This window comes from Micromonospora sp. DT15 (genome assembly GCF_049841475.1).
Classification (GTDB): Bacteria; Actinomycetota; Actinomycetes; order Mycobacteriales; family Micromonosporaceae; genus Micromonospora.
The window spans coordinates 275,386-300,576 of the sequence record NZ_JBNCKJ010000004.1; the positions used below are offsets into that span (position 1 = coordinate 275,386).

Consider the following 25,191-nt stretch of genomic DNA (forward strand, 5'->3'; position numbering starts at 1 on the left):
CCGGTGCCACCAAGGTCGGACGAGCCGCGCCGGGACCCTACGGGGTCCCGGCGCGGTTCTGCGCGTGACGCCAGGCCCGCCGACGGTGAGCCGCGCACCGGCGAGCCGGGCATCGGGGGCATCTCCGGCGCCCGGGCGTACACCCCGAGGGGCCGGACCGTCCGCGAGGAGCGCGGCACGCCGGCGCGCGGTCAGGGCGCCGAGCAGCGGCGCACGCCGCGCAGCACCCGGTCCGGCGACCCGTTCCGGCCGGCGTTGCAGGTGCTCGACGGCGGTCGGGCCGCCGCCCGGGCCGGCCGGCGCGACGCTCCGGCCGCCGGACGCGGTGGGGTGGTACGCACCGTCGTACCGCGTACCCCCCGTGGCCCGGGTGGCGACGAGCCGCCGCCGCGTCGCCGGACCACGCCACGCGCGCCGCGGCGCACCGACCGACCGGCGGCCCGGCGGCCCGCGCGCAAGCCACGACGTCCGCCGAAGCTGGCCGACTCGCGGCTGCGGCTGCGGCTGGGCACAGTGCTCGCCCTGACGCTCTTCGCCACCATCGGGATCCGGCTGATCTTCCTCCAGACGGTCGACGCTCCGGCGTACGCCGGGGGCGGCATCAGCGACCGCCTCCGCACCGTCGAGCTGCCGGCGCCGCGGGGCGCGATCTACGACAGCACCGGCGCGCCGCTGGCCCGCAGTGTCGAGGCACGGTACGTGTACGCCGACCCGACCGAGGTGGAGGATTCGGCCGCCGTCGCCAAGGCGCTCTCCCCGCTGCTCGGCATCGCGGTGTCGAAGCTCGTCGAGCAGATGAAGCCCCGCAAGCTGGACGACGGCAAGCCGTCCCGATTCGTGTACCTGGCGCGGGGAGTGGAGATCTCCACCGCCAAGCGGGTGCAGGCGCTGGAACTGTCCGGCATCGGGGTGCACCGCGACGAGCGCCGTGAGGTGCCCGGTGGTGACCTGGCGGCCAACCTGATCGGCTTCACCAGTCAGGACATGGTCGGGTTGGAAGGGCTGGAGGCCCGCTACGACGACGTGCTCGCCGGTCAGGACGGCAAACGGGTGTACGAGGCCGGCCTCGGCGACCTCGCCGCGCCGATCCCCGGTGGCTACAGCCGGACTACTCAGGCCAAGCCGGGCAGCTCGCTCGCTCTCACCCTCAACCGCGACCTTCAGTTCCGAACCCAGCAGATCCTCAGCGCGGGCATGGCCAAGGCGCCGGGCGGCACCGGCGCGGCAGTGGTCATGGAGATTCCCTCCGGCGCGGTCCTGGCGCAGGCCAGCAACCCGACGTACAACGCGGCGAAGCCGACGCCCAGCGACCCGGTGGCCCGGGAGGACGCCGCGACCAGCTTCGTGGTCGACCCCGGCTCGGTGCACAAGGCCATCACCTACGGCGCGGCGTTGCAGGAGGGCGTGATCACGCCGGACACCACGTTGCCGATCGCCAACAGCATCGAGATGGGCGACACCTGGTTCTCCGACACACACCCGGCTGACGGCAGGCGGATGAGCGTGCCGGGGATGCTCGCCTACTCGTCGAACGTCGGCACCATCACCATCGCCGAGAAGCTCGGCCGGGACCGGCTGATCGACTACCAGAAGCGGTTCGGGCTGGGTAAGCCGACCGGCGAGGGGATGCCCGGGGAGGCCAGCGGGCGACTGCTTCCGGCCGACGAGTGGAGCGGGTCGTCGCGCGGGTCGGTGCCGATCGGGCACAGCGTCGACGCCACGCCGTTGCAGATGGCCGCCGCGTACGCCGCCATCGCCAACAACGGCACGTACGTGCAGCCGCACCTGGTCAAGGAGGTGATCGGCCCGGACGGCAAGCGCACCCCCGCGCCGGCCCCGGTGACCCGGTCGGTGCTCAGCCCGCAGAACGCGGCGGCCCTGCGCACCATGCTGGAGGCGGTCACCACCGTCGACGGCGCCACCGGTGTCACCGCAGCGGTCCCCGGTTACCGGGTCGCCGGCAAGACCGGGACCGGGTGGCGGCTGGTGAACGGCAAGAAGCAGCCCGGTGAGGTGTCCTCGTTCATCGGCATGGCCCCCGCCGAGAACCCCCGCTACGTGATCGCCGTCTTCGTCTACGCGCCCAACGGCGGGGGCGCGGCGATCGCCAATCCAGCGTTCCGCGACATGATGCAGTTCACTCTGCGTCACTACCGCGTGCCACCCTCGACCGGCGGATCCGCGCCCAAGTTCGTGGTCTATCCGCGCTGAGCAGCGATGGCGGGACATCATCGGTGAGTGCCGACGAACCACCGGGGCGGCTGTGCGGCCGGAACCGGACGACCGGGTAGGGTCTGACGCCGTGCCCGGCAATCCACGTCCACGTACCGTGACCGGAGTCCGGCTCGGTGATCTCGCCGTCCGGCTCGCCGTCGACCTTCCGGCGGACGCCGCCGCGGTGGTCGTCTCCGGGGTCACCCACGCCAGCCAGGAGGTTCGCCCCGGCGACCTGTACGCGGCGCTGCCCGGTGCCCGTCGGCACGGGGCGGAGTTCGCCGCCGGTGCCGTCGAGGCGGGTGCCGTGGCGCTGCTGACCGACCCGGCGGGTGCGGAGTTGGCGGCGGGAACCGGCCTGCCCGCCCTGGTGGTGCCCGACCCGCGTGCCGTGCTCGGCGAGCTGGCCTCGGCCGTGTACGGCGACCCGACCGCCGACCTCACAGTGATCGGGGTGACCGGCACCGCGGGCAAGACGTCCACCGCGTACCTGATCGAGTCGGGGCTGCGGGCCGCCGGGCACACCACCGGGCTGGTCGGGACTGTGGAGACCCGCCTCGGCGATCTGGTGATCGACAGTGTGCGCACCACCCCCGAGGCGACCGACCTGCACGCCATGCTGGCCACCGCCCGCGAGCGTGGGGTCACCGCCGTGGTCATGGAGGTCTCCAGCCACGCGCTGGCCATGGGCCGGGTGGGCGGGGTCCGGTTCGCCGTCGGTGGTTACACCAACTTCGGCTCCGACCACCTGGACTTCCACGCCGACAGCGACGACTACTTCGCCGCGAAGGCCCAGCTCTTCGACGGGCGCTGCGCGGTCGAGGTGCTCAACCACGACGACCCGGCGTTGAAGCCGCTGCTCAAGCCAACCACCGTCACCTACTCGGCGGCCGGTGAGCAGGGCGCTACCTGGTGGGCGGACGGTGTGGGCGGCGAGGGGTACGCGCAGCGGTTCACCGCACACGGCCCGGACGGCGTGGCAGTGTCCGCCGGTGTCGCGCTGCCCGGCCGGCACAACGTGGCCAACGCGCTGCTGGCCATCGCCGCACTCGTCGGCGCCGGGGTGGACCCGGTGACCGCTGCGACCGGTGTGGCTGCCTGCGGGGGCGTTCCAGGCCGGCTGGAGCTGGTCGACGTCGCCGCGCCGGTGCGCGGGGTGGTCGACTACGCCCACAAGTCGGACGCGATAGTGGCCGCGCTTGCCGCGCTGCGCGAGTTGAGCGCCGGCCGACTGATCTGTGTGATCGGCGCCGGTGGGGACCGGGACCGGGGCAAGCGGCCGGTGATGGGTGCCGCCGCGGCGGAGGGAGCCGACGTGGTGCTGGTGACCGACGACAACCCGCGCACCGAGGATCCGGGGGAGATTCGCGCCGAGGTGCTGGCCGGGGCGTACCGGGCCGGCACGGCCGCCCGGATCATCGAGGTGGCGGGCCGCCGCGCCGCTATCGACGAGGCGGTGCGGCTGGCGGAGCCGGGCGACGTGATCGCGCTGCTCGGCAAGGGCCACGAGCGCGGCCAGGAGGTGGCGGGTCAGGTGCTTCCGTTCGACGACAGCATCGAGTTGGCCGAGGCGCTGCGGGCCCGCTTCGGGGACCTGGCGGGTCAGCGGTGATCACGCTGAGCCTGGCCGAGGTGGCCGCGGCGGTCGACGGGCGGCTGGTGGCCGCCGACCCGGCCACCACAGTGACCGGTTCGGTGGAGTTCGACTCGCGCAAGGTGGGGCCCGGCTCGCTCTTCGTGGCCTTCCCGGGGGAGAAGGTCGACGGGCACGACTACGCGGCGACCGCGATCCAGGCCGGCGCGGTGGCGGTCCTCGGCAGCCGAGAGGTGCCCGGGGTGCCGATGGTGCTTGTCGACGACGCCCTGACCGCGATGGGCCGACTGGCCCGCGCGGCGGTGGACCGGCTGACCGGGCTGACCGTGATCGGCGTGACCGGCTCGTCCGGCAAGACCACCACGAAGGACCTGATCGGGCAGCTCACCTCCCGGCTCGGGGCCACTGTCGCGCCACCCGGCTCGTTCAACAACGAGCTGGGGCACCCGTACACCGCCCTGCGGGCCGACCCGGACACCCGTTACCTGGTGATGGAGAAGGGCGCGCGCGGAATCGGGCACGTCCGTTACCTGTGCGAGCTGGTGCCGCCCCGGATCTCCGTGGTGCTCAACGTCGGCACGTCGCACATCGGCGAGTTCGGCTCGCAGGACGCCATCGCCGTGGCCAAGGGCGAGCTGGTCGAGGCGCTGCCGCCGGACGGGCTGGCCGTGCTGAACGCCGACGACCCTCTGGTGGACGCGATGGCGGGCCGCACGCAGGCCCGGGTGGTCCGCTACGGCGAGGCGTCCGACGCCGACGTGCGCGCCGAGGACGTCACGCTCGACGAGCGGGGACACGCGTCGTACACCCTGGTCACCCCGGAGGGGCGCGCGCCGGTGCGGCTCCGACTGGCCGGCCGCCACCAGGTCTGGAACACCCTCGCGGCGGCGGCGGTCGCCCGGGAGCTGGGCATGCCGCTGGGCGAGCTGGCCACGGCCCTCGGCGAGCTGGGGCTGGTCTCGACCCGACGGATGGACGTCTTCGACCGCCCCGACGGGGTGACCGTGATCGACGACTCGTACAACGCGAACCCGGCCTCGATGGCGGTAGCGGTGCGGGCGCTGGCGAGCATGGGCCAGGGGCGGCGTACCGTCGCGGTGCTTGGTTACATGGCCGAGCTGGGCCCGTTCGAGTACGACGGCCACGCCGAGGTCGGCCAACTCGCGGCCGAGCTGGGTGTCGACCGGCTGCTCGTGGTGGGTGAGCCGGCCGCGCCGATCCACGAAGGCGCGACAGCGGTAGCAAACTGGGGAGGAGAGTCGGTGCTGCTCACCGATCAGGCGGCGGCCGTCGAGGTGCTGCGCAGCGAGCTACGACCGGGCGACGTCGTCCTGGTCAAGGGCTCCCGGTACCGGACCTGGGAGGTGGCCGACGCACTGCGCGCCGACGCCGGTGGGGAGCCGACCCGATGAGGGCGGTCATCGTCGCCATCGGGGTGGCCTTCCTCGTCTCGCTCTTCTGCACCCCGATCGCGATCAAGGTGTTCACCCGGCTCAAGGCCGGTCAGCCGATCCGGTCGGACGGCCCCGCCATGCACCAGGGCAAGAAGGGCACGCCCACGATGGGTGGCGTGGTCTTCATCCTGGCCACTGTGATCGCGTACGTGGCCGGGCACCTCGCCCTGACCACGCTGCCGGATCAGCAGATCGCCCAGGTGGAGCCGACCATCACCGCGCTGGTGCTGCTGGGGCTGATGGTCTTCTCCGGCGCCGTGGGTTTCCTCGACGACTTCCTCAAGGTACGCAAGCGCAACAGCGCCGGGCTGAACAAGCGCGGCAAGTTGCTCGGGCAGATCCTGGTCGGTGCGGTCTTCGGGGTGATCGCGCTGTGGTTCCCGAGCACCATGACAAACGGTTCGGGCCTGGCGACAAACACCGAGACGGTGGGCAGCACCACGCTGAGCTTCATCCGGGACATCGACTTCCTGGAGGTCAGCAAGGTCGGCGCGGTGATCATCTTCATCTTCGTGGTGATGGCCGCGACGAACGGCGTCAACCTCACCGACGGCCTGGACGGCCTGGCCACCGGCGCGTCGGTGATGGTGCTCGCCGCGTACGCGCTGATCGCGTTCTGGCAGTACCGGCACTGGTGCGCCGACCCGAACTACACCCAGCCGTACTGCTACGAGGTCCGCGACCCGTTGGAGATCGCGTTGATCGCCGGGGCGGCGGCGGGAGCCTGTGTGGGCTTCCTCTGGTGGAACACCTCCCCGGCGCGGATCTTCATGGGCGACACCGGGGCGCTGGGGCTGGGTGGTCTGATCGCCGGCATGGCGATGTCCACCCGCACCATCCTGCTGCTGCCGATCATCGGCGGGCTCTTTGTGATCATCACGATGTCCGTGGTGATCCAGATCATCTCCTTCAAGACCACCGGTAAACGGGTGTTCCGAATGTCCCCGCTCCAGCACCACTTCGAGTTGGCCGGCTGGAGCGAGGTCAACATCGTGGTGCGCTTCTGGATCATCGCCGGCATCGGCGTGGCCATCGCCCTGGGCCTGTTCTACAGCGAGTTCCTCGCCAACATGACCTGATCCGCAGGGACCAACACCCCGCGCCCATCCCCTCATCCCGTCGATCTTGCACTTTCGGCTGGCGGAACGTCCTCTCCTGCGTGTTTTGCCGGTGCACAAAGTGCAAGATCGACGCGGGAGGGCGGCGTGGGGCGGCGTGGGGGCGGGTTCGACACGCCCGGTGAGGCGTTGTGGGGCGGTGGGGCGTGTTCAGCGGTGATGATGTCGGGGTGGGGGAGGAAATCGGCACCGAGGATGAGACTGTCGGACGACCGCGACGGTCGCCGAGCGCGGCGCGTACACCGGTGGCTGCCGGGGCGCGCGGTTCGGAGCGCGGCGCGGCGGCCCGCGAACCCGGACCCGGGGCACGGGAGCCCGGGGCGGCGGGACGGGGGCCGGAGGCCGTAGCGGCGACACCGCCGCGCGGGTTCGACGCGGCCGGCGGGCTCGCCGCGCTGCGCGGCCTGCTGGACCGGCCGCTGACCTCCTACTACCTGCTGCTGTCCTGCGCCGGCCTGCTGCTGCTGATCGGGCTGACCATGGTCTTCTCGGCGACCAGCGTGAAGGACTACGCCGAGGACGGCAACGCCTCGGCCTCGGTGACCAAGCAGGCCATCTTCGCGGTGATCGGCATCGGCGCGTTCTGGGTCTGCCAGCGCCTGCCGGCCAGCACCTACCGCTCGCTGGGGCGGCCACTGCTGTTCGTCTCGGTCGCCCTCCTGGTGGTGCTCAACCTGCTTGTCGCGATCGCCCGCCTGACCAAGCAGGAGTCGGCCAGCTTCGGGCCGGTCGAGGCCCGGCTGAACTGGCTGTTCGTCGGCGGAATCCAGCTACAGCCCTCTGAGTTGGCCAAGTTCGCGATGGTGCTCTGGGGTGCGCACCTCGTCGCCCGAAAGGGCGCCGCGCTCGGGTGGTGGCGCGAACTGGCCACCCCGCTCTTCCCGGTCGTCGGCCTGCTCTTCGTCCTGGTCGGCTACAACGACACGGGCACGATGCTCTGCCTGCTGGCCCTGGTCGTGGGCCTGCTCTGGGCCGCCGGGGTGCGGATGCGGGTCTTCGGGGCCCTGGCCGCGGCCGGGCTGGTCGGGATCGGCCTGCTCGTGGCGGTGGCCTCACTGGGCGCCGGCTCCGGCGAGCGCGGCGCGGACAACTACCGCCTCGCCCGGCTGGACATGTTCTTCAATCCACCGGACCCGGAGACCTGCAAACTCAACGACTGCCTCCAGTTCTACCAGGGGCGGCTGGCCATCGAGCACGGTGGCTGGTTCGGTGTCGGGCTGGGCAAGGGCAGCCTGAAGTGGGACTGGCTCCCCGAGGCGCACAACGACTTCATCTTCGCGATCATCGCCGAGGAGCTGGGCGTGATCGGGTGCGTCGTGGTGCTCAGCCTCTTCGCGGTCCTCGCGTACACCGGTTTCCGGATCGCCCGGCGGGTCGACGACCCGTTCCGCCGGCTCGCCGCCACCGCCGTGACCACCTGGCTGGTCAGCCAGGCCGTGATCAACATCGGTGGGGTGGTGGGGCTGCTGCCGATCACCGGTCTGCCGTTGCCGTTCATCTCCGACGGTGGAAGTGCCCTGGTGGTGACGTTGGCCGGCATCGGCATGCTGGCGTCCTTCGCCCGCGCCGAACCCGATGCGGCCAGAGCACTGCATGCCCGTCCGCCGGCCCGGTGGGTCCGACTACTCTGGGCCCCGTTGCCGCCGCTTCCCGGCCGGCGTCGCCGGCCGGCGACGCCGCCCGCTGGCCGAGGGTCCGTACCCCGGTCCCGCGAGCGGCGCCATGACGATCAGGCCGCGCCGCGCGGGGTCCGACAGGACCGAAGCCGCGGTGGTACGGCGAGCGAGAGGAGACGCTGATGGGTCCGCTGCGTTCGGTGGTGCTCGCGGGAGGTGGCACCGGGGGGCACGTCTACCCGCTGCTCGCCTTCGCCGACTGCCTGCGCCGACACGACCCGGGCGTCCGGATCACCTGCCTCGGCACACCACGGGGCATGGAGAACGACCTGATCCCGCCGCAGGGCTACGACCTGCGGCAGATCCCGGCGTACCAGCTGCCCCGGTCGGTCAACATGAACCTGGTCCGCACCCCGGGTCGGATGTGGACCGCGGCCCGCGCCGCGGGCAAGGTGATCGACGAGGTGCGCGCCGACGCGGTCGTCGGCTTCGGCGGGTACGTCTCGGTGCCGGCCTACCTGGCCGCGTGGCGCCGCGAGCTGCCCATGGTGATCCACGAGGTGAACGTGCCACCGGGCGTGGCCAACAAGCTGGGCATGAAGTTCACCAAGAACGTGGCCGTCGGCTTCCCGAACCAGCCGAGCCAGGCCGAGTCGCTGCGGGACGCCACAGTCGTCGGTGTGCCGCTGCGCCGCGCCATCGCCGGTCTGGACCGGTACGCGCTGCGTAACGCCGCCCGCGCCCACTTCGGGCTCCGCCCGGACCTGCCGGTGCTCTTCGTGTCCGGCGGCTCGTCCGGTGCCCGCTCGATCAACCTGGCGGTCTCCGGGGCGGCCAAGGAGCTGGCCCGCAACGGCGTGCAGGTGCTGCACGTGATGGGCGCCCGCAACGAACCGGTGCCGATCCCCACCGACCTGCCGGTGCCGTACGTGACGCTGCCGTACCTGTCCGAGATGGAGCTGGGCTACGCCGCCGCCGACCTGATGCTGGCCCGGGGCGGGGCGATGACCGTCGCCGAGGTGGCCGCGATCGGGCTGCCCACGATCTACGTGCCGTACCCGCACAGCAACCAGGAGCAGCGGCGCAACGCGCTGCCCGTGGTGGAGGCCGGCGGTGGGCTGCTGGTCGACGACGCGGAGCTCACCCCGGACTGGCTGGAGCGCACAGTCATCCCCCTCATCCGTGATCCACAGCGGCTCTACAACATGGGTGCCGCCGCCGGGTCCTACGGCCGGCGCGACGGCGACGAGGCGCTGCGTTCCTTCGTGCTGGCGGCGGTGGCCCGATGACCGCGCAGTTCACCCCGGCCGGCACGCTCACCGCCGAGGACCTGGGCGCCGTCCACCTGATCGGAGTGGGTGGGGTGGGCATGCTCGGCGTGGCCCGGCTGCTGCTCACCCGCGGTATCCGGGTCTCCGGCAGCGACCTGCGGGAGTGGCCCTCGCTGGCCGGCCTGCGGGCGCTCGGCGGCACCATCCACCTCAGTCACGAGGTGAGCAACCTCGACGGCGTGGACACGGTCGTCTACTCGTCGGCCATTCCCCAGGACCACCTGGAGCTGGTCGAGGCGCGTCGGCGCGGCCTACGGGTGCTGCACCGCTCGGAGGCGCTCGCCGCCGCGATGACCGGCCGTCGGGCGGTGGCCGTCGCCGGTACGCACGGCAAGACCACCACCACCTCGATGGTGACGATGGTGCTCCAGCAGGCCGGTGTGGACCCGTCCTTCGTGATCGGTGGGGAGATCTCCGAGGTCGGTTCGGGCGCCCACCACGGCACCGGCGAGCACTTCGTGGTCGAGGCGGACGAGAGCGACCGCTCGTTCCTCATCTACCGCCCGTACGTCTCGATCATCACGAACGTCGAGGCGGACCACCTGAACACCTACGGCGACTACGCGACGCTGGAGGCGGCGTTCGTGGAGTTCGCCCGCCTCACCGACCCGGACGGGTTCATCATCACCTGCGTCGACGACCCGGGCGGTCGGCGGTTGGCCGAGAGCCTGCGGTCCGAGGGACGACGGGTGTTCACCTACGGCGAGGCCGCCGACGCCGACCTGCGGTTGACCGAGATGGTCTCCTCCGCGCGTGGAGTGCGCTACCTGGCCGCGATCGACGGGCGGTCGCTGGGCGAGTTCCGACTGCCGGTGCCGGGCCGGCACATGGGGCTGAACAGCGCCGCCGCGGTGCTGGCCGCGTACCTGCTGGAACTGCCGCTGGAGGCGGCGGAGGCCGCGCTGGCGGTCTTTCCCGGGGTGCGACGGCGCTTCGAGCGCAAGGGTGTCGCGGACGGCGTGCTGGTCTACGACGAGTACGCCTACCACCCGACCTCAATGACGTTGGCGAACCAGACGTTGCGCGAGGTCGCCGGGGATGGCCGGCTGATCGTCGTCTTCCAGCCGTACCGGCTGTACCGCACCCGCGACAACCAGGCGGAGATCGCCGAGGCGCTGGCCATCGCGGACGAGGTGGTGCTCCTGGAGGTCTTCGGGCCGGGTGAGTTGCGTCAGCCCGGCGAGGGTTCGGCGGCACTGATCGCGGCGGTGGATCTGCCCGCCGACCGCAAGGTCTTCGTGGAGTCGTGGGAGCAGGCCCCGATCGAGGTGGCCCGTCGCGCCCGCTCCGGGGACGTGGTGGTCACCATGGGCGCCCCGCCGATCTCGCTGATGGGCGACGAACTGCTGGCGGCCCTAGGTGAGCGTGCGGCCGGCTCGGCACCGACAGCGACCGTCGACCCGGTGGCCACCACCCCGGCGATCGGTGATCCGGTGCCGGGTGGGGCGACATCCGGCGGCGACGGCGCGGCTCTCGGTGGCACTGCCGTGCCCGGCGGCTCGGCGCCCACGGCCGGATGAGTCCCGGCCCGGCCCGAGGGCGGACCAGCGCCGCCGACGGTGGCGCTCAGCGCCGCGGTCCGGCCCGGCGGTGGCAGTTGGTCCGGGCGGGCCGCGACGCGGTGCCGCCCTCGACCCGCCGGTTCATGGCCCGTGCCCGGCAGCGTCGCATGCGTGCGGCGCTGCCGTGGGCGGTGGCCGCCGGCGTGCTCGCCCTGGCCGGGCTGGTCGCCTGGACGGTGCTCGGCACCGGGCTGTTCGGTGTGCGGGAGGTGCGCGTGGAGGGTGCCGACCTGGTCACCCCGGTGCAGGTGCACGACGCGGCAGGGGTGCCGGACGGAGTGCCGCTGGCCCGGGTGGACCTGGCCGCAGTCGCCCGTCGGGTCGGTGCGCTGCCGGCGGTGGAGCGGGCCGCGGTCTCCCGGGACTGGCCCGGCGCGCTGGTGGTGCGGGTGACCGAGCGGACAGCGGTGGCGGTGGTGCCGCAGGGCGAGGTGTTCGCCCTGATCGACCGGAGCGGGGTGGCGTTCCGGACGGTGGAGCGACGCCCGGCGGACCTGCCACAGGTGACTGTGGCTCGCCCGGCCGCCGACGACCCGGGCACCCGGGCCGCGCTGGAGGTGCTCGTCGCGCTGACGCCGCAGCTGCGCGCGGAGCTGGTGGACGTGAACGTGGCGGGGCTGGCCCGGATCAGCCTGCGGTTGCGCGGCGACCGGACGGTGGTCTGGGGCGACGCAACCCGGGGTACGGACAAGGCTCGGGTGGCCACCGCGCTGCTCGACGAGGACGCCGACCGGATCGACGTGAGCGCGCCGGATGTGGTGACCTTTCGTTGACCAGGGAGCGTGCGCGGCGTGACCCGTGGCGCTCCGCGCGGCGACACGCCGCCCGGGTCCTTGGCTCATGGCGCGGTGGCGCTTACGTTGCCCCGAAGAGCTTCAGTGGTTGACATAACTGTAAGCCTCTAGTAGAGGGTTAGGGTTCATCCCTGATCCTCGTTGGAGACAGCTGTCGTCGGCCGCTGGTCTGGCCACGCCGTAACCGGTCGGCCGAAGCCAATCTCGAAGGAAAGGACCGGAGATGACACCTCCGCACAACTACCTGGCGGTCATCAAGGTCGTCGGCATCGGGGGTGGCGGCGTCAACGCCGTCAACCGGATGATCGAGGTTGGGCTCAAGGGCGTCGAGTTCATCGCGATCAACACCGATGCGCAGGCGCTGCTGATGAGCGACGCCGACGTCAAGCTCGACGTCGGTCGGGAGCTGACCCGCGGCCTGGGTGCCGGGGCCAACCCGGACGTCGGGAAGAACGCCGCCGAGGACCACCGCGACGAGATCGAAGAGGTGCTCAAGGGCGCCGACATGGTCTTCGTGACCTGCGGCGAGGGCGGCGGCACCGGCACCGGCGGCGCGCCCGTGGTGGCCAACATCGCCCGCAAGCTCGGCGCGCTGACCATCGGCGTGGTGACCCGGCCGTTCTCCTTCGAGGGCAAGCGCCGCCAGGTGCAGGCCGAGACGGGGATAGACGAGCTCCGCAACCAGTGCGACACGCTGATCGTCATCCCGAACGACCGGCTGCTGGCCCTGGGCGATCGCAACATCAGCATGATGGACGCGTTCCGTACGGCCGACCAGGTGCTGCTCTCGGGTGTGCAGGGCATCACCGACCTGATCACCACCCCGGGTCTGATCAACCTGGACTTCGCCGACGTCAAGAGCGTGATGAGCGGCGCCGGCAGCGCGTTGATGGGCATCGGCAGCGCCCGCGGCGAGAACCGCGCGGTCGAGGCGGCCGAGGCGGCCATCTCCAGCCCGCTGCTGGAGCAGAGCATGGACGGCGCGCGGGGCGTGCTGCTCTCCATCGCCGGCGGCTCCGACCTGGGCCTGTTCGAGATCAATGACGCCGCCCAGCTGGTCACCGACGCGGCTCACCCGGACGCCAACATCATCTTCGGCGCCGTCATCGACGACGCGCTCGGTGACGAGGTGCGGGTGACTGTCATCGCGGCGGGCTTCGACGGTGGCACGCCCGCGTACAAGGCGGCCGAGCCGACCCGCAAGACCAACACCAACCAGCCGGCACCGCAGAGCACCCCGGCGCCTGCGCCGGCCACCAACCCGGCTCCGGCCCAGTCGCCGCGTCGCGTGCTCTTCGACGACGTGGACGTTCCCGACTTCCTCAAGAACGGGTCCTGAGCACCGCCGATGACCGACAGCTCAGCCACGGTACGACCAGATCGGCACGCCGAACTCGCGGCCGGTCTGGCCCAGGTCCGGTCCCGGGTCGATGACGCCTGCGCGCAGGCCGGCCGGGACCGTTCCGAGGTGACCATGATCGCGGTGACGAAGACCTACCCGGCCAGTGACGTGTTGGCGCTGGCCGGGCTCGGGGTGACCGACATGGGGGAGAACCGCGACCAGGAGGCAGCCGGCAAGGCCGACGAGGTGGCCGCCGCCGGGGTGCGTCCCCGCTGGCACTTCATCGGTCAGTTGCAGCGCAACAAGGCCCGCTCGGTGGTCCGCTACGCCGACGTGGTGCACTCCGTCGACAGTGTCCGGCTGGCCCGGGCGTTGGCAACCGCGACAGCGGACCGGCAGGAGCCGCTCGACGCTCTGGTCCAGGTGAGCATCGACGGCGACGCGGCCCGGGGCGGCGCGCTGCCCGGCTCGGCGGATCCGGCCGCCGGTCTGGAGTCGGTGGCCGAGGCGGTCGCCGACGCGCCGGGGTTGCGTCTGGTCGGCCTCATGGCTGTCGCTCCGCTGGGGTGGGAGCCGGAGCGGGCGTTCGCCCGGCTCGCGGAGGTCGCCGACGCGTTTCGGGCTGTCCATCCGGGAGCCACCGCGCTGTCCGCCGGTATGAGCGGGGATTTCGAAATAGCGATCCGTTACGGCGCGACACATGTCCGCGTCGGTAGCGCGTTGCTCGGAATGCGTCCCACGCTGCGGTAGCCTGACCGCGAGACAAGCAAATTACATCAGTGTTGTTTCAGGGGCGGGCGTCTCCCGGTCGGGGGTCGTGGCGCGCGACGCGAATCGCGCGCCGGGGGGATTGCTGTTCCGGTCCGATGGGCATGGTTGTCCACTCGCGACGGGCGACATGGCACGGGGGCGCGTGCCGCACGGCGGACGGAAGGGCGCGGGATGGGTGCACTGCGCAAGGCGGGGGTCTGGCTCGGTCTGGTCGAAGAAGACGACGAGCGGGCCTACGACGACGGTGGCTACGACAAGGGTGGCTACCGCGACTCGCGGTACCGGCAGAGCCGGTACGCCGAGGAGTTCGCCGACGACGACGAGGACGACGCCGAGGAGCCGCCGGCTCCGCGGCCGCGCGACAGCGGGCGGGGCCGACTCTCCGAGCGGTCGAGCACGCGGTTGAGCGAGTCCGAGCGCGGCGACGGTGAGCGGCCGGAGCGGATCGAGCGGTCCAGCGTCCGGTCTATCACCCGGTCGTCGGCGGGCGAGACCTCCGGTGCGCTGACCTACCACACTCGGGACAACCTGGCCCTCGCGCCGCAGGTCACGTCGCGTGAGCGGGCCCTGCCCGAGGAGGAGCAGCGTTACCAGATCACCACGCTGCACCCCACCACCTACCGGGAGGCGCGCACCATCGGTGAGCACTTCCGCGACGGTGTCCCGGTGATCATCAATCTCACCGAGATGGATGAGGCGGATGCCCGCCGTCTGGTGGACTTCGCCGCCGGGCTGGCGTTCGGCCTGCGCGGTACGATCGAGCGCGTGACCAATCGGGTGTTCCTGCTCTCACCGGCTAACGTCCAGGTCACCGCAGAGGACAAAGCCAAGATCGCTGAGGGCGGCTTTTTCAGTCTGAGTTGATCCCGCCCGACCCGAGGGACGTCGCTGACCGTGTTGTCGATCTTACTGCAAGTGCTGTACCTGATCCTTTATGTCTTCCTGCTCCTTCTTCTGTCCCGGTTCGTGTTGAGCGCCGTCCTCCAGTACGGCCGTCGCTGGCAACCGGGGCGTGGAGCATCGGCAGGATTGGAATCCGTGTGGAGCGTCACTGATCCCCCTCTCAACGCGTTGAGGCGTGTGATCCCTCCGCTGCGAATTGGTACCGTGAGCATCGACCTGGCCTCCCTTGTGCTCCTGGTTATCCTGTTCGTGCTGATGGAGTTCGTGTTAGGGCCGTCGATCAGGGCATCTGCCTGATGACCGACGCGCTTTCGCGGCCGCAACTGACCCGAGGAGTTTCGATGCCGCTGACCCCGGCCGACGTCCACAACGTCGCCTTCAAAAAGCCGCCGATCGGCAAACGGGGGTATGACGAGGAGGAGGTCGACGCCTTCCTGGATGAGGTTGAGCGCGAGCTCGCCCGCCTCATCGAAGAGAACAACGAGCTGCGCGCCCAGGTGGAGCGCGGCGGCCGTGGCGGCGCCCCCGCCGGCCCCGGCGGCGACGCCCGACTGGCGGCGGAGCTCAACGATGTCAAGGCCCAACTGGACCGGGTGCAGCGCGACAAGTCGGCGGCCGAGCAGGCTGCCCGCGCGATGCAGGCCGAGCTGGAGCAGGTCCGCTCGACCGGCGGCCCGGCCGGCGGCGTCACCGGTGACGGTGAGCAGCAGGCCCTGCGCGTGCTGATGATGGCCCAGCGCACCGCCGACGACCACGTGTCCGACGCTCGCCGCGAGGCCGACCAGCTGTTGTCCGAGGCTCGCGGCAAGGCCGAGGAGGTGACCCGGGAGGCGCGCGCCAAGGCTGACGCCCTTGAGCGGGACGCCCGCCAGCGGCACCAGGAGGCCATGGGCGGCCTGGACGCCAAGCGCACGGCGCTGCAGAAGCACATCGAGGAGCTCAAGCAGTTCGAGCGCGAGTACCGCACCCGGCTCAAGGCGTACCTGGAGAGCCAGCTGCGTGACCTCGACGGTCGTGGCCAGGGCCTCGAGGCCGAGATGACCCGCTCCGAAGCCGGCCGGGTCGCTGGCGGCAACGGGCTGGCCGCAGCGGGTCTCGCTGGTTCGTACGGCGGCGGCGGGCGCTCCGGCGCCCTCGAAGCCGGACGCTGAGCACCGGCCGGCGATCGCTGTCCGCCAATGGTGACGGTCGCCGGCCAGGCCTGGACGGTTCGACGCGGCGGGGGTGAGCCGTGATAGTCGCAAGTCTCCTGCTCATCCTCGTCGCGGTGGTGCTACTGGTGCTCGGCCTGGCCGGTGGCTCCAGCTTCTTGTTGGTCATCTCCATCGCGGCCAGTCTGCTGGCCGCCGTGGCGTTGGTGGTGGGGGCCCGCCAGGCAGCCGCCAACCGCGCCATGGCGGATCCCGGCCGGACCGACCGGCGAAACCCCGACGCGCCCCGTACGGCCAGCCAGGCCACACCGGGTGTCGCGTACGGGCCGCCGCTGGTCGAGCCGGAGGTGCCGGTCCAGCACGTGCCCACGACGTTTGGTACCGGCGGCACCGGGTGGCGGCAACCACCCGAGCCGCCGGTCGACCATGCGCCGCCGATTGATGAGGTGTCGCCGGTCGACCCGCCGCACATCGAGGACGCGTCGCCGATGGTGAGTGCCGCGGACGAGGTGCCCGCGCGGGCCCGGCCGGTCAGCCCGGCGTCGCCCCTCGCGGCGTCGACCGGCGACATGTTCGACCCGGCGGTCGCGGCGGTCGACGAGCCGGCCGCCCAGCAGATCACGCCCGCCGAGGCGGCCCGGGTGGCCCGACTGCTCGACGCTGTCGAGGTCGTCGACGGCCGCCCCCGTTACCACCTGGACGGCTGCCCCCACCTGATCGGCTGGCAGCCCGAGACGTTGCCGGTCGCCGAGGCCGTGGACCTCGGTTTCACCCCGTGCGCGCACTGCGCGCCGGCGACCGCTCTCCTCGCCGACGCCCGTCCGATCTGAACCGGTGCCGGTGCCCGCGCAGGACACGCTCACAGTGGCGGTACGGGTGAAGCCCGGCGCATCCCGGGACCGGGTGGGTGGCCGCTTCGACGGCCCGCACGGGCCCGCCCTCGTGATCGCGGTCCACGACCCGGCCGTCGACGGGCGGGCCACCGAGGCCGCCCGGCGGGCGTTGGCCGGCGCGTTGGGCGTCCGGCCGGCCGTCGTGTCGCTGCGCGCCGGCGCGGCCAGCCGGGACAAGCTCTTCCTCGTCGATCGACCCGGCCCGGACCTGCCCGAGGTGCTGCGCCGTCTGCGCGACGGATCCGCCGAGTGAGGACAGCCCAGGCAAGGCAGCCGTGACTCCCGGGTTGGACATCGCCCTGCTGCTCGGTGCGGCAGTGCTGCTGGTCGCTGTCGGCGCGGTGCGACTCTCCACCCGGCTCGGTGTGCCCAGCCTTCTGGTCTACCTGGCTCTGGGCGTGGCGATCGGCGAGGGCGGGTTGGGCATCCGTTTCGACGACGTCGAGCTGACCCGGACCCTCGGCTTCTGCGCGCTGATCGTGATCATCGCGGAGGGCGGGCTCACCGCCCGGTGGACCACGCTGCGCCCGGTGCTCGGGCTGGCCTCCGCACTCTCCACTGTCGGCGTGGTCGTCAGCATCGTTGTGGTCGGCGTGGCCGTGCACCTGCTGCTGGGGCTGGACTGGCGGTTGGCGCTGCTCTACGGGGCGGTGCTCTCGTCCACCGACGCGGCGGCCGTCTTCGCCACTCTGCGCCGACTGCGGTTGCCGCCCCGGCTGGTGGCGACCCTGGAGGCCGAGTCGGGGATGAACGACGCCCCGGTGGTGCTGCTGGTGGTGCTGCTGTCCCACCGGGGTTTCGCGCACCCGTGGTGGTACGAGGTCGCGCTGGTCTGTTACGAGCTGGGCGTCGGTGCGGCGGTGGGCGTTGCCGCTGGCGTCGCCGGCACCTGGGCGCTGCGCCGGGCCGCGCTGCCCTCGGCCGGGCTCTACCCGATCGCCGCGGTGGGCATCACGGTGCTGGCGTACGCCGCGGGGGCCGTTCTGCACGCCTCGGGCTTCCTCGCCGTCTATGTGGCCGGGGTGTTGCTGGGCAATGCCCGCCTGTCGCACCGGCAGGCGATTCTCGGTTTCGCGGACGGGTTGGCCTGGCTCGCCCAGATCGGGTTGTTCGTGCTGCTCGGGTTGCTGGCCTCGCCGGGCCGGCTGGACGCGGCGGTGCTGCCCGCGGTGGTCGCCGGGCTGGCTCTGGTGCTCCTGGCCCGACCGTTGTCGGTGGCCGTCTCGGCGTTGCCGTTCCGGGTCGGGCTTCGGGAACAGGCGTTCCTGTCCTGGGCCGGGCTGCGCGGGGCGGTGCCGATCGTGCTGGCCACCATTCCGCTCTCCGAGCGGGTGCCCGGCGCGGAGCGGCTCTTCGACGTGGTCTTCGTGCTGGTGGTGATCTTCACGTTGGTGCAGACCGGGACGTTGGGGCCGTTCGCCCGCCGGTTGCGGGTGACCGCGCCGGCCGAGGCCGCCGAGATCCACGTGGAGACCGCGCCGCTGGAGCGGATGCGGGCGGACCTGCTCCAGGTGGAGGTGCCACCGGGCTCACGACTGGCCGGGGTGCACGTCGACGAACTGCGCCTTCCGCTGGGCGCGTCGGTGACCCTGGTGCTGCGCGACGGCGTGGGCTTCGTGCCCGCACCCGACACCCGGTTGAAGACCGGCGACAGTCTGCTGATCGTGGCGACCGCCGGGGTGCGGGACGCGGCGGAACGGCGGCTGCGGGCGGTCAGTCGGCGGGGTCGTCTGGCCCGATGGTTTGGTGAGTACGGAGATGAGGTGCCCAATTGATCTGCTAGCGTTCCCTTTGCCCCAGTTAGGCAGGGCTAGGGGCTGTTAGACGGTGCGACGGTGCGGCACGTTGTCGGACGCCTGTACGTTCCGTATTCTTGCCAACCTCGGGAGTGCGCGGCCATCGTCGCCGTGCGCCCCTTTTCGTCCATAGGGGACGCCTTTGTCGGCGCCCCCTGACCAGGCGCCGCGGACCGCGCGGTTCCCCGGCCTAGGGAGCGACCCATGGCGAAGCCATCCGACACCAGGACCGCCGGGCGCAAGCCCGTGGCGAAGGCCACCCGCAGCACGGCGGAGACCGAGAAGATCCGTGCGGCGCTGGCGGCGCGGCGGGACGAGCTTCGTGCCGAGTACGATCAGACGCTGAGTGAGATCACCGAGCTGCAGCGCGATCGGCTGACCGACTCGGCCGGGGACGACCAGGCCGACACGGGCACCAAGACGCTCGAGCGGGAGCAGGAGATCTCTCTCGCCAACAGCATTCTGGAACGGATCACGCAGGTCGAGCGCGCTCTGGAGCGCCTCGACGAGGGTGGTTACGGCTGGTGCGAACGGTGCGGCAACCCGATCCCGGTCGAGCGCCTCGCCGCCTTCCCGTCGGCCACCCTGTGTGTGACGTGCAAGCAGCTGGAGGAGCGTCGCTGAGGTCCGTTCCCCGGCGGCGATGAGACGGTGAGCGATCACCGCCAAGACTGTCGATGGGGAGCGCATGACCGCAGTACCGTCCGCCGAACCCGGCCGCACCGATCCGGGCGGCGGCACCCGCCGGCCCCGGGCCGTCGCGATCCTCGCCGGGGTCGCCCTGGTGGCCCTGCTGGCCGACCTGGTCACCAAGCACCTCGCGCTGGCCGCGCTGACCGACCGGGAGCCGGTCCGGCTGCTCGGCGGGTTCGTCTACCTGAGCCTGACCCGCAACAGCGGCGCGGCCTGGAGCATCGGCGCGGACCACACCTGGGTCTTCCCACTGATCACCATCGGTGTGGTCGGCTGGATCGTCTGGATGGCCCTGCGGCTGCGTTCGCTGCCCTGGGCGGTCTCGCTCGGCCTGGTGCTCGGTGGCGCGTTGGGCAACCTCGTCGACCGGATCTTCCGCGCGCCGTCCCCGTTCCACGGGCACGTGGTCGACATGATCAGCCTCTTCGACCCGTACGGCCAGGTCTGGCCGGTGTTCAACCTGGCGGACAGCTCGCTGGTCTGCGGCGTGCTGCTGGCCGTCCTGTTGGAGCTGACCGGCCGCCAGCGTGACGGCCGGCGGGCGGGGCGCGACGGCGACCCGGCCACGACGGACGCCGCCGCGCCGGGCACCGAGCAGCGGGAGCGGGCATGACCTCGGCGTTCGCCGCTGGCGGCGACCACCGTTCCCTTCCGGTTCCGGACGGCCTCGACGGCATGCGCCTGGACCAGGCCGTGTCCCGCCTGTTCGGGCTCTCCCGCACCGCCGCCGCGGCCCTGGTCGATGCCGGGGACGCGCTGGTCGACGGCTCCGCCCGGCCCAACTCGCACAAGGTCAAGGCCGGCTCCTGGCTGGACGTCACGCTGCCCGCCCCGGTCGCGCCGCCGACGGTGGTGCCGCAGGCGGTGCCTGGCCTGCGGGTCGTCTACGCCGACGACGACATCGTCGTGGTCGACAAGCCGGTCGGGGTGGCCGCCCACCCGAGCCCCGGGTGGACCGGGCCGACGGTGATCGGCGCGCTCGCCGCGATCGGGCACCGCATCTCCACCAGTGGCGCCGCCGAACGCCAGGGCGTGGTGCACCGGCTCGACGTGGGCACCACCGGGATCATGGTGGTGGCCAAGAGCGAGCAGGCGTACACGGCGTTGAAGCGGGCCTTCAAGTACCGCGAGGTCGACAAGGGCTACCACGCGGTGGTGCAGGGTCACCTGGACCCGCTGCGGGGCACCGTCGACGCGCCGATCGACCGGCACCCCACCCACGACTACCGCTGGGCTGTGGTGTCCGGCGGCAAGCCGAGCATCACGCACTACGACACCCTGGAGGCGTTCCCGGCGGCGAGTCTGGTCGACGTCCGGCTGGAGACCGGCCGGACCCACCAGATTCGGGTGCACTTCTCCACCCTGCGGCACCCCTGTGTGGGTGACCTCACCTACGGCGCCGATCCCACCCTCTCGGCCCGTCTCGGCCTGGCCCGACAGTGGCTGCACGCCCGCGAACTGAGCTTTGTGCACCCCCGAACGGGGGACGAGGTCCGGTTCGTCAGCGACTACCCTGACGACCTGGAACGTGCGCTTCAGATCCTGCGTGACTGAGCGGCGACCGCCCGACACCGTTTCACAGAGGGGATCCCGCCCGTGCGCGCCGGCAACCTGCTGCGGCAGCTGGACCAGCGGTTGCTGCCGCCGCTGACCCGGGCGGTGGCCCGGCTGGCCGACCGGTCGGCGCGCTCCGGCGTGCTCAGTTGGGCCGCGGTGCTCTCCGCGGCGGCGGTGTTGGGCACTGCCGTCTGGGCCGTCGACGACAGCCCGGTCGGCGACCGAACTGTCGGTGAGGTCACCCGGGTCGGCGTTGCCGACGGCGACTCCGTTCCCGGCTACCTGCGGTCCGCCGCGGCCGACCTGGCGGCGCTGCCCGCGTCCGCCCCGGCCGCCGAGGGCGGGACGTACGCGCTGGTCACGCTCGACGCCTACCTGCCTCCGCAGCGGCTGGCGACGGTGCTCGGCGACGTGGGGGTCTCCACCGTCTTCGGGCGGGTTCCGCTGCCCGGCCGGCAGACCGAGATCGTCAAGATCCCCGCGCTGCGGGTGCCCGACGACGTGGTCGCCGGCATGGAGCAGGTGGCGGCCCGCAAGGAGACCGAGGCCGCCGACTACCGGGCCAGGGCGGCCGCCGTCGACGGCGACGGGGTTGGCGAGCGGGAGTTGCGGGAGCAGTACGTCAGCGGCGCCGACGTGGCCGCCGCCGAGGCCGCCGCGTACCGCACCGGCTGCGCCTGCGTCTACGCGGCGGTGGTTCGCGCGACGCCGGTGGCGCTGCGCGGTGTGGCGGCCCGGCCGGACGTACGGGCGGTCGACCCCGCCCCCGAGGTCTACCGGCTGGACCGGACGGTCTTCACGCCACCCCTGCCGGAGCAGCGTGACGTGGTGCGCCCTCCGGCCGACACGGGGCCGAGCCCCGTACCGACCCGGTCCGAACGGCCAGCGCCGATGATCAGCGCCCCGGCACCGTCGGCCTCCGTGGGCGAATCGTCGGAACCCGCACCAGTCGTGACGATTCCGTCACCCGAACCGTCGACGCCGGAGCCCACCGAGTCGACGCCGCCGAGTGTCACCACCTCGCCGGACGCCACCCTCGCCGAGCCGTTGACGCCATCGCCGTCGTCGTGATCTGCGCCGGCTGGTGTGCGCTCTGAGGTGTGGTCCGAATAGGGTTGGGTTCGTAGCCTGTCAGACAGAGATCGATGGCGCTGGGAGGGCGGGCCGTGGAGGGCAGTGAGACCGGCTGGGGCCGGCCGGCCGAACCAGCGCCGCGGTGGCGCGCGTTGTTGGACCGTGCCCGGCTGGGCGGTCGCGGCGCGGAGCAGACCGAGCCGGAGCGGCGTGGCGAGGAACCGCCGCCGGACCCGCTGCCACGGCGTGCGGCCCCCAACGGCTACGCCGGGCGGGCACCTGCCATCGGGCATCCGGCGGACCTGTCGTACGGCGCGGAGCCTGCTTACCGGGCCGAGGCGACCTACCGGGTCGACCCCGCGTACCGGGCCGAGCCGGACTACCGGGCCGAGCCCGCGTACCGGGCCGAGCCGGGTTATCGGGCCGAGCCGGACTATCGAGCGGAGCCGGCGTACCGGACCGAGCAGCCGGACTACCGCGCCGAGCCGGGTTACCGGGCCGAGCCGGGCTACCGCGCCGAGCCGGAGTACCGCGCGACGCCCGGCTACCGGGCCGAGCCGGACTACCGGGCGGACCCGGCTTATCGGGCCGAGCCCGGTTATCGGGCCGAGCCGGACTACCGCGCCGAGCCGGCGTACCGGGCCGAGCCCGAGCCGCCGGCACGCGGCCCCGACCCGGTCCCGTCGCGCTACGCGTTGCTGGACAACGGCTACCGACCGGGCGACCCGTCGGTGGAATCGCGGTACGCCCTGCTGGAGACCGGCTACCAGCCGGAGACCGGCTACCCGGCCGCCCCGCCGCCGCCCCCGCCGGTCGCCCCCCCGCCCCCGCCCCCGCCCCCGCCGCCGGTCGCCGTGCCCGTCCCGCCACCACCCGCCCCGGCGGTCGGCTCGGCGGTCGCCGAACGTGCCTACCCGGCCCGGGTCGAATGGCGTCCACCGGCCGTCGACCAGGAGCAGGAGCGCGCCAACGGGGTGCTCCAACGGGACCTCGGCACGCCCCGGGTGTTCGCCTTCGCCAACCCCAAGGGCGGAGTGCACAAGACGACCGCCACAGTGCTCGCCGCGGCGACGGTCGGCAGTGTGCGCGGCAAGGGTGTGCTGGCCTGGGACGACAACGAGTTGCGCGGCACCCTCGGCCTGCGCGCCGGCAGCGCCCGGCACGCCCGCACGATCCGGCACCTGATCAGCGACCTGGCCCAGATCGAGATCCTGGAGGGCGCGACCCTGCTGGACCGGCTGGACGACTACCTGCGGCACGCCTCCGACGGCTCGTACGACGTGCTGGCCGGCGAGGAGAGCCCGCGCTTCGCCCAGCGACTGGACCAGTTCACCGTCCGACGGGTGCTGGAGCTGCTGCGGCGCACCCACGACGTGGTCTGCGTCGACACCGGCAACAACGTGGAGAGCCCCAACTGGCGCACTGTGATGCAGGCCGCCGACCAGCTGGTGGTGACCACAGTGCCCCGGGAGGACGCGGCGTTCAGCGCGGACTGGATGCTCGACCTGCTGCACGAGGAGGGCATGGGCGAGTTGGCGGACAACGCGATCACCCTCATCTCCTGCCCGACCCCGGGTCGCTCGACGCTCCAGGACGACCTGGAGCGGCACTTCGCCACCCGTACCAGGGGCGTTGCCGTCGTACCGTACGACCCGGCTCTGGAGACCGGGTCGTCGATCGAGTACCACCAGCTCCAGCCGGAGACCCGGCAGGCGTGGCTGCGGGCCGCCGCGATGATGGTGGAGCCGTTCGCCCGGTGAGCTGGTCTGCCGCCACCGGAGCCCCGGCCGGGCACCGGGCCTGAGAGGATCATCGGGTGAGCCCGGACAACCCCGACCGTGAGCGGCCCGTCGACGAGCCCGACCAACCCACGCCAGCCCGTACGCCGGACGCGACACCGCCGGAGGTCGACCCGTCGGCCGGTACAGCGCCGGGCGAGTTCGGTCCGGGTCACCTGCCGCCCTCGGCGGCGTACGGGAGCTCGCTGGAGCTGCGGTTCGACGAACCGCGTCGTCCGCTGCGTGCCCTGGCGACGGTGCTGGGCGCCGTGCTCGCGCTCGCCGCGCTGGGTGTTCCGCTCGGGCTGCTCTGGGCCGCGCTCGCGCCGGACACCCCGGTGCTCAAGACCGCCGAGGGGGCGATCTACGCCGAGCCGCAACCGGAGCAGCCGATCGCCGCCGACGGCTGGTTCAGCCTGCTCGGCCTCGCCTTCGGGCTGCTTGTGGCCCTCGCCCTGTGGTTCGTGCTGCGACGGCGGCGCGGCCCGGTCGGGTTGCTCGCCGCGGTGCTCGGCACCCTGGTCGCCGCGCCGGTGGCCTGGCAGGTGGGACGGCGGATCGGTCTGGCCACCTTCGAACGGCTGCTGGCGACCGCCCCGGCCGGGCAGGCCTTCAGCAAACCCGCCGACCTGCGTGCCGGTGGCGTGGACTGGCTGCTCGGCGTGCTGCCGGTGCCGCACGGCAACCTGCTGCTGCCGGCGTTCGGGGCCGCGGTCATGTACACACTGCTGGCCGGCTGGTCGCGGTGGCCGGGGCTACGCCCCGAGCCCGAGCCGGGGGAGTTCAGTTGGGTGTCGGCGGGGACGCCAGCTCCGACAGCGGCACCGGAACCGCCCGCACCTGACGCAGCAGAGCCGCCTCGCGGTTGAGCAACCGCAGCTCGGCGCGGAGCCGGGAGGCGGTGTCGTCGATCGCCAGCAGCCGTTGCCGGTCGTCGACGGTGAGCGCCGCGGTCGCCGCCACCAGGTGCGAGAGCACTGTCGGGTCCTCCGGCAACTGCTCGGAGATCTCCTCCGGGTCGGACCGGATCAGGCCGAGGTACTGCCGGAACACCGCGATCACCCGCGCGGCCAGCAGATCGGCCACCTCGTCGGGGCCGCCCGGGTCGGGCAGCCACTCGACGTCGGCGGTCAGGTAGGGCTCGGCGCTGTCGTCGACCTCGGCGATCCGGAAACGACGCCGACCGACAGTGACGATGTCGAAGCCACCGTCGGTCAACTCGGTCACCTGGCGCAGCTCGGCGGTGCAGCCCACCTCGTGCAGCGTCACCTCGCCGACGCCCGACGTGGCCGCGGCGCCGGCGGGACCGGCGGGCGCGACCTCCCAGCCGGCCTGGATGGCCACCACGCCGAACTCGCGCGGGGCACCGTCGGGCAGGCCGACCAGGTGTCGGACCAGCGCCCGGTAGCGCTCCTCGAAGATGTGCAGCGGCAGCACCAACCCGGGAAAGAGCACCGTTGCGAGCGGGAACACCGGCAGCCGTGCGGTCACATGGTCGAGCCTAACCAATCTCGCCCGCGGTGGCGTGGCCCGGCTCACCGTCCCGGCGT

Annotated in this window: 23 protein-coding genes; 22 read left to right on the forward strand and 1 reads right to left on the reverse strand. The window is 72.5% G+C overall.

What is annotated here, in order from left to right:
- Nucleotides 1-3: 3 nt before the first annotated feature.
- From ACLQ3F_RS11505 to ACLQ3F_RS11610, 22 genes are all read left to right on the forward strand, one after another.
- Nucleotides 4-2,211: a peptidoglycan D,D-transpeptidase FtsI family protein gene (locus ACLQ3F_RS11505; protein WP_425848517.1), complete on the forward strand. Its 2,208-nt coding sequence runs from the start codon at nt 4-6 to the stop codon at nt 2,209-2,211.
- A 52-nt stretch (nt 2,212-2,263) separates the two neighbouring features.
- Entirely contained in the window at nt 2,264-3,826 is a 1,563-nt protein-coding gene (locus tag ACLQ3F_RS11510) for a UDP-N-acetylmuramoyl-L-alanyl-D-glutamate--2,6-diaminopimelate ligase (RefSeq protein WP_357259625.1), read from the forward strand.
- A complete protein-coding gene (locus ACLQ3F_RS11515; protein ID WP_425848520.1) occupies nt 3,823-5,220 on the forward strand; it encodes a UDP-N-acetylmuramoyl-tripeptide--D-alanyl-D-alanine ligase in 1,398 nt (465 codons plus the stop codon). Before ACLQ3F_RS11510 ends, ACLQ3F_RS11515 begins: the two co-directional genes overlap by 4 nt.
- The gene (gene mraY, locus ACLQ3F_RS11520) at nt 5,217-6,341 is read left to right on the forward strand and encodes a phospho-N-acetylmuramoyl-pentapeptide-transferase (RefSeq protein WP_030334519.1); all 1,125 of its coding nucleotides are present in this window, start codon (nt 5,217-5,219) and stop codon (nt 6,339-6,341) included. Before ACLQ3F_RS11515 ends, mraY begins: the two co-directional genes overlap by 4 nt.
- Nucleotides 6,342-6,775: 434 nt before the next feature.
- Nucleotides 6,776-8,179: an FtsW/RodA/SpoVE family cell cycle protein gene (locus ACLQ3F_RS11525; protein WP_425848734.1), complete on the forward strand. Its 1,404-nt coding sequence runs from the start codon at nt 6,776-6,778 to the stop codon at nt 8,177-8,179.
- Nucleotides 8,179-9,285 (forward strand): undecaprenyldiphospho-muramoylpentapeptide beta-N-acetylglucosaminyltransferase, encoded by a 1,107-nt coding sequence (murG, locus tag ACLQ3F_RS11530; protein ID WP_425848523.1) that lies wholly within the window; start codon nt 8,179-8,181, stop codon nt 9,283-9,285. The genes ACLQ3F_RS11525 and murG overlap by 1 nt, the downstream gene beginning before the upstream one ends.
- Nucleotides 9,282-10,847 carry a UDP-N-acetylmuramate--L-alanine ligase gene (murC, locus tag ACLQ3F_RS11535; RefSeq protein WP_357202571.1) on the forward strand — a complete coding sequence of 522 codons (1,566 nt, stop codon included), beginning with the start codon at nt 9,282-9,284 and terminating at the stop codon, nt 10,845-10,847. Before murG ends, murC begins: the two co-directional genes overlap by 4 nt.
- Nucleotides 10,844-11,662 (forward strand): cell division protein FtsQ/DivIB, encoded by an 819-nt coding sequence (locus tag ACLQ3F_RS11540; RefSeq protein ID WP_357202568.1) that lies wholly within the window; start codon nt 10,844-10,846, stop codon nt 11,660-11,662. The genes murC and ACLQ3F_RS11540 overlap by 4 nt, the downstream gene beginning before the upstream one ends.
- 244 nt (nt 11,663-11,906) lie before the next feature.
- A complete protein-coding gene (gene ftsZ / locus ACLQ3F_RS11545; RefSeq protein WP_091407710.1) occupies nt 11,907-13,022 on the forward strand; it encodes a cell division protein FtsZ in 1,116 nt (371 codons plus the stop codon).
- A 9-nt stretch (nt 13,023-13,031) separates the two neighbouring features.
- Nucleotides 13,032-13,775: a YggS family pyridoxal phosphate-dependent enzyme gene (locus ACLQ3F_RS11550; RefSeq protein WP_425848526.1), complete on the forward strand. Its 744-nt coding sequence runs from the start codon at nt 13,032-13,034 to the stop codon at nt 13,773-13,775.
- A 192-nt stretch (nt 13,776-13,967) separates the two neighbouring features.
- Nucleotides 13,968-14,660, forward strand: a complete 693-nt coding sequence (locus tag ACLQ3F_RS11555) for a cell division protein SepF (protein ID WP_357202563.1) — start codon at nt 13,968-13,970, stop codon at nt 14,658-14,660.
- A 30-nt stretch (nt 14,661-14,690) separates the two neighbouring features.
- A complete protein-coding gene (locus tag ACLQ3F_RS11560) occupies nt 14,691-14,996 on the forward strand; it encodes a YggT family protein (protein ID WP_030334503.1) in 306 nt (101 codons plus the stop codon).
- Nucleotides 14,997-15,040: 44 nt separating this feature from the next.
- Entirely contained in the window at nt 15,041-15,850 is an 810-nt protein-coding gene (locus tag ACLQ3F_RS11565) for a DivIVA domain-containing protein (protein ID WP_355007668.1), read from the forward strand.
- A gap of 80 nt (nt 15,851-15,930) precedes the next feature.
- The gene (locus ACLQ3F_RS11570; RefSeq protein ID WP_425848529.1) at nt 15,931-16,680 is read left to right on the forward strand and encodes a hypothetical protein; all 750 of its coding nucleotides are present in this window, start codon (nt 15,931-15,933) and stop codon (nt 16,678-16,680) included.
- A gap of 4 nt (nt 16,681-16,684) precedes the next feature.
- Nucleotides 16,685-16,996 carry a DUF167 domain-containing protein gene (locus tag ACLQ3F_RS11575; RefSeq protein ID WP_425848530.1) on the forward strand — a complete coding sequence of 104 codons (312 nt, stop codon included), beginning with the start codon at nt 16,685-16,687 and terminating at the stop codon, nt 16,994-16,996.
- A 22-nt stretch (nt 16,997-17,018) separates the two neighbouring features.
- Nucleotides 17,019-18,518 (forward strand): potassium/proton antiporter, encoded by a 1,500-nt coding sequence (locus ACLQ3F_RS11580; RefSeq protein WP_425848533.1) that lies wholly within the window; start codon nt 17,019-17,021, stop codon nt 18,516-18,518.
- 225 nt (nt 18,519-18,743) lie between these two features.
- Nucleotides 18,744-19,163, forward strand: a complete 420-nt coding sequence (locus ACLQ3F_RS11585; protein ID WP_091407724.1) for a TraR/DksA family transcriptional regulator — start codon at nt 18,744-18,746, stop codon at nt 19,161-19,163.
- A gap of 64 nt (nt 19,164-19,227) precedes the next feature.
- On the forward strand, nt 19,228-19,845 hold the full coding sequence (gene lspA, locus ACLQ3F_RS11590) for a signal peptidase II (RefSeq protein ID WP_357202549.1): 618 nt from the start codon (nt 19,228-19,230) through the stop codon (nt 19,843-19,845).
- On the forward strand, nt 19,842-20,786 hold the full coding sequence (locus ACLQ3F_RS11595) for an RluA family pseudouridine synthase (protein WP_357202546.1): 945 nt from the start codon (nt 19,842-19,844) through the stop codon (nt 20,784-20,786). Before lspA ends, ACLQ3F_RS11595 begins: the two co-directional genes overlap by 4 nt.
- A gap of 42 nt (nt 20,787-20,828) precedes the next feature.
- Nucleotides 20,829-21,860, forward strand: a complete 1,032-nt coding sequence (locus ACLQ3F_RS11600) for a hypothetical protein (RefSeq protein WP_357202543.1) — start codon at nt 20,829-20,831, stop codon at nt 21,858-21,860.
- 95 nt (nt 21,861-21,955) lie between these two features.
- The gene (locus tag ACLQ3F_RS11605; RefSeq protein WP_425848536.1) at nt 21,956-23,623 is read left to right on the forward strand and encodes an AAA family ATPase; all 1,668 of its coding nucleotides are present in this window, start codon (nt 21,956-21,958) and stop codon (nt 23,621-23,623) included.
- 56 nt (nt 23,624-23,679) lie between these two features.
- Entirely contained in the window at nt 23,680-24,510 is an 831-nt protein-coding gene (locus ACLQ3F_RS11610; protein WP_425848538.1) for a DUF2567 domain-containing protein, read from the forward strand.
- Here the strand turns inward: ACLQ3F_RS11610 and ACLQ3F_RS11615 are convergent.
- Nucleotides 24,425-25,132, reverse strand: coding sequence for an LON peptidase substrate-binding domain-containing protein (locus tag ACLQ3F_RS11615; protein WP_425848541.1), 708 nt, complete (start codon nt 25,130-25,132; stop codon nt 24,425-24,427). The two genes, ACLQ3F_RS11610 and ACLQ3F_RS11615, sit on opposite strands and share 86 nt — an antisense overlap.
- Nucleotides 25,133-25,191: the final 59 nt, after the last annotated feature.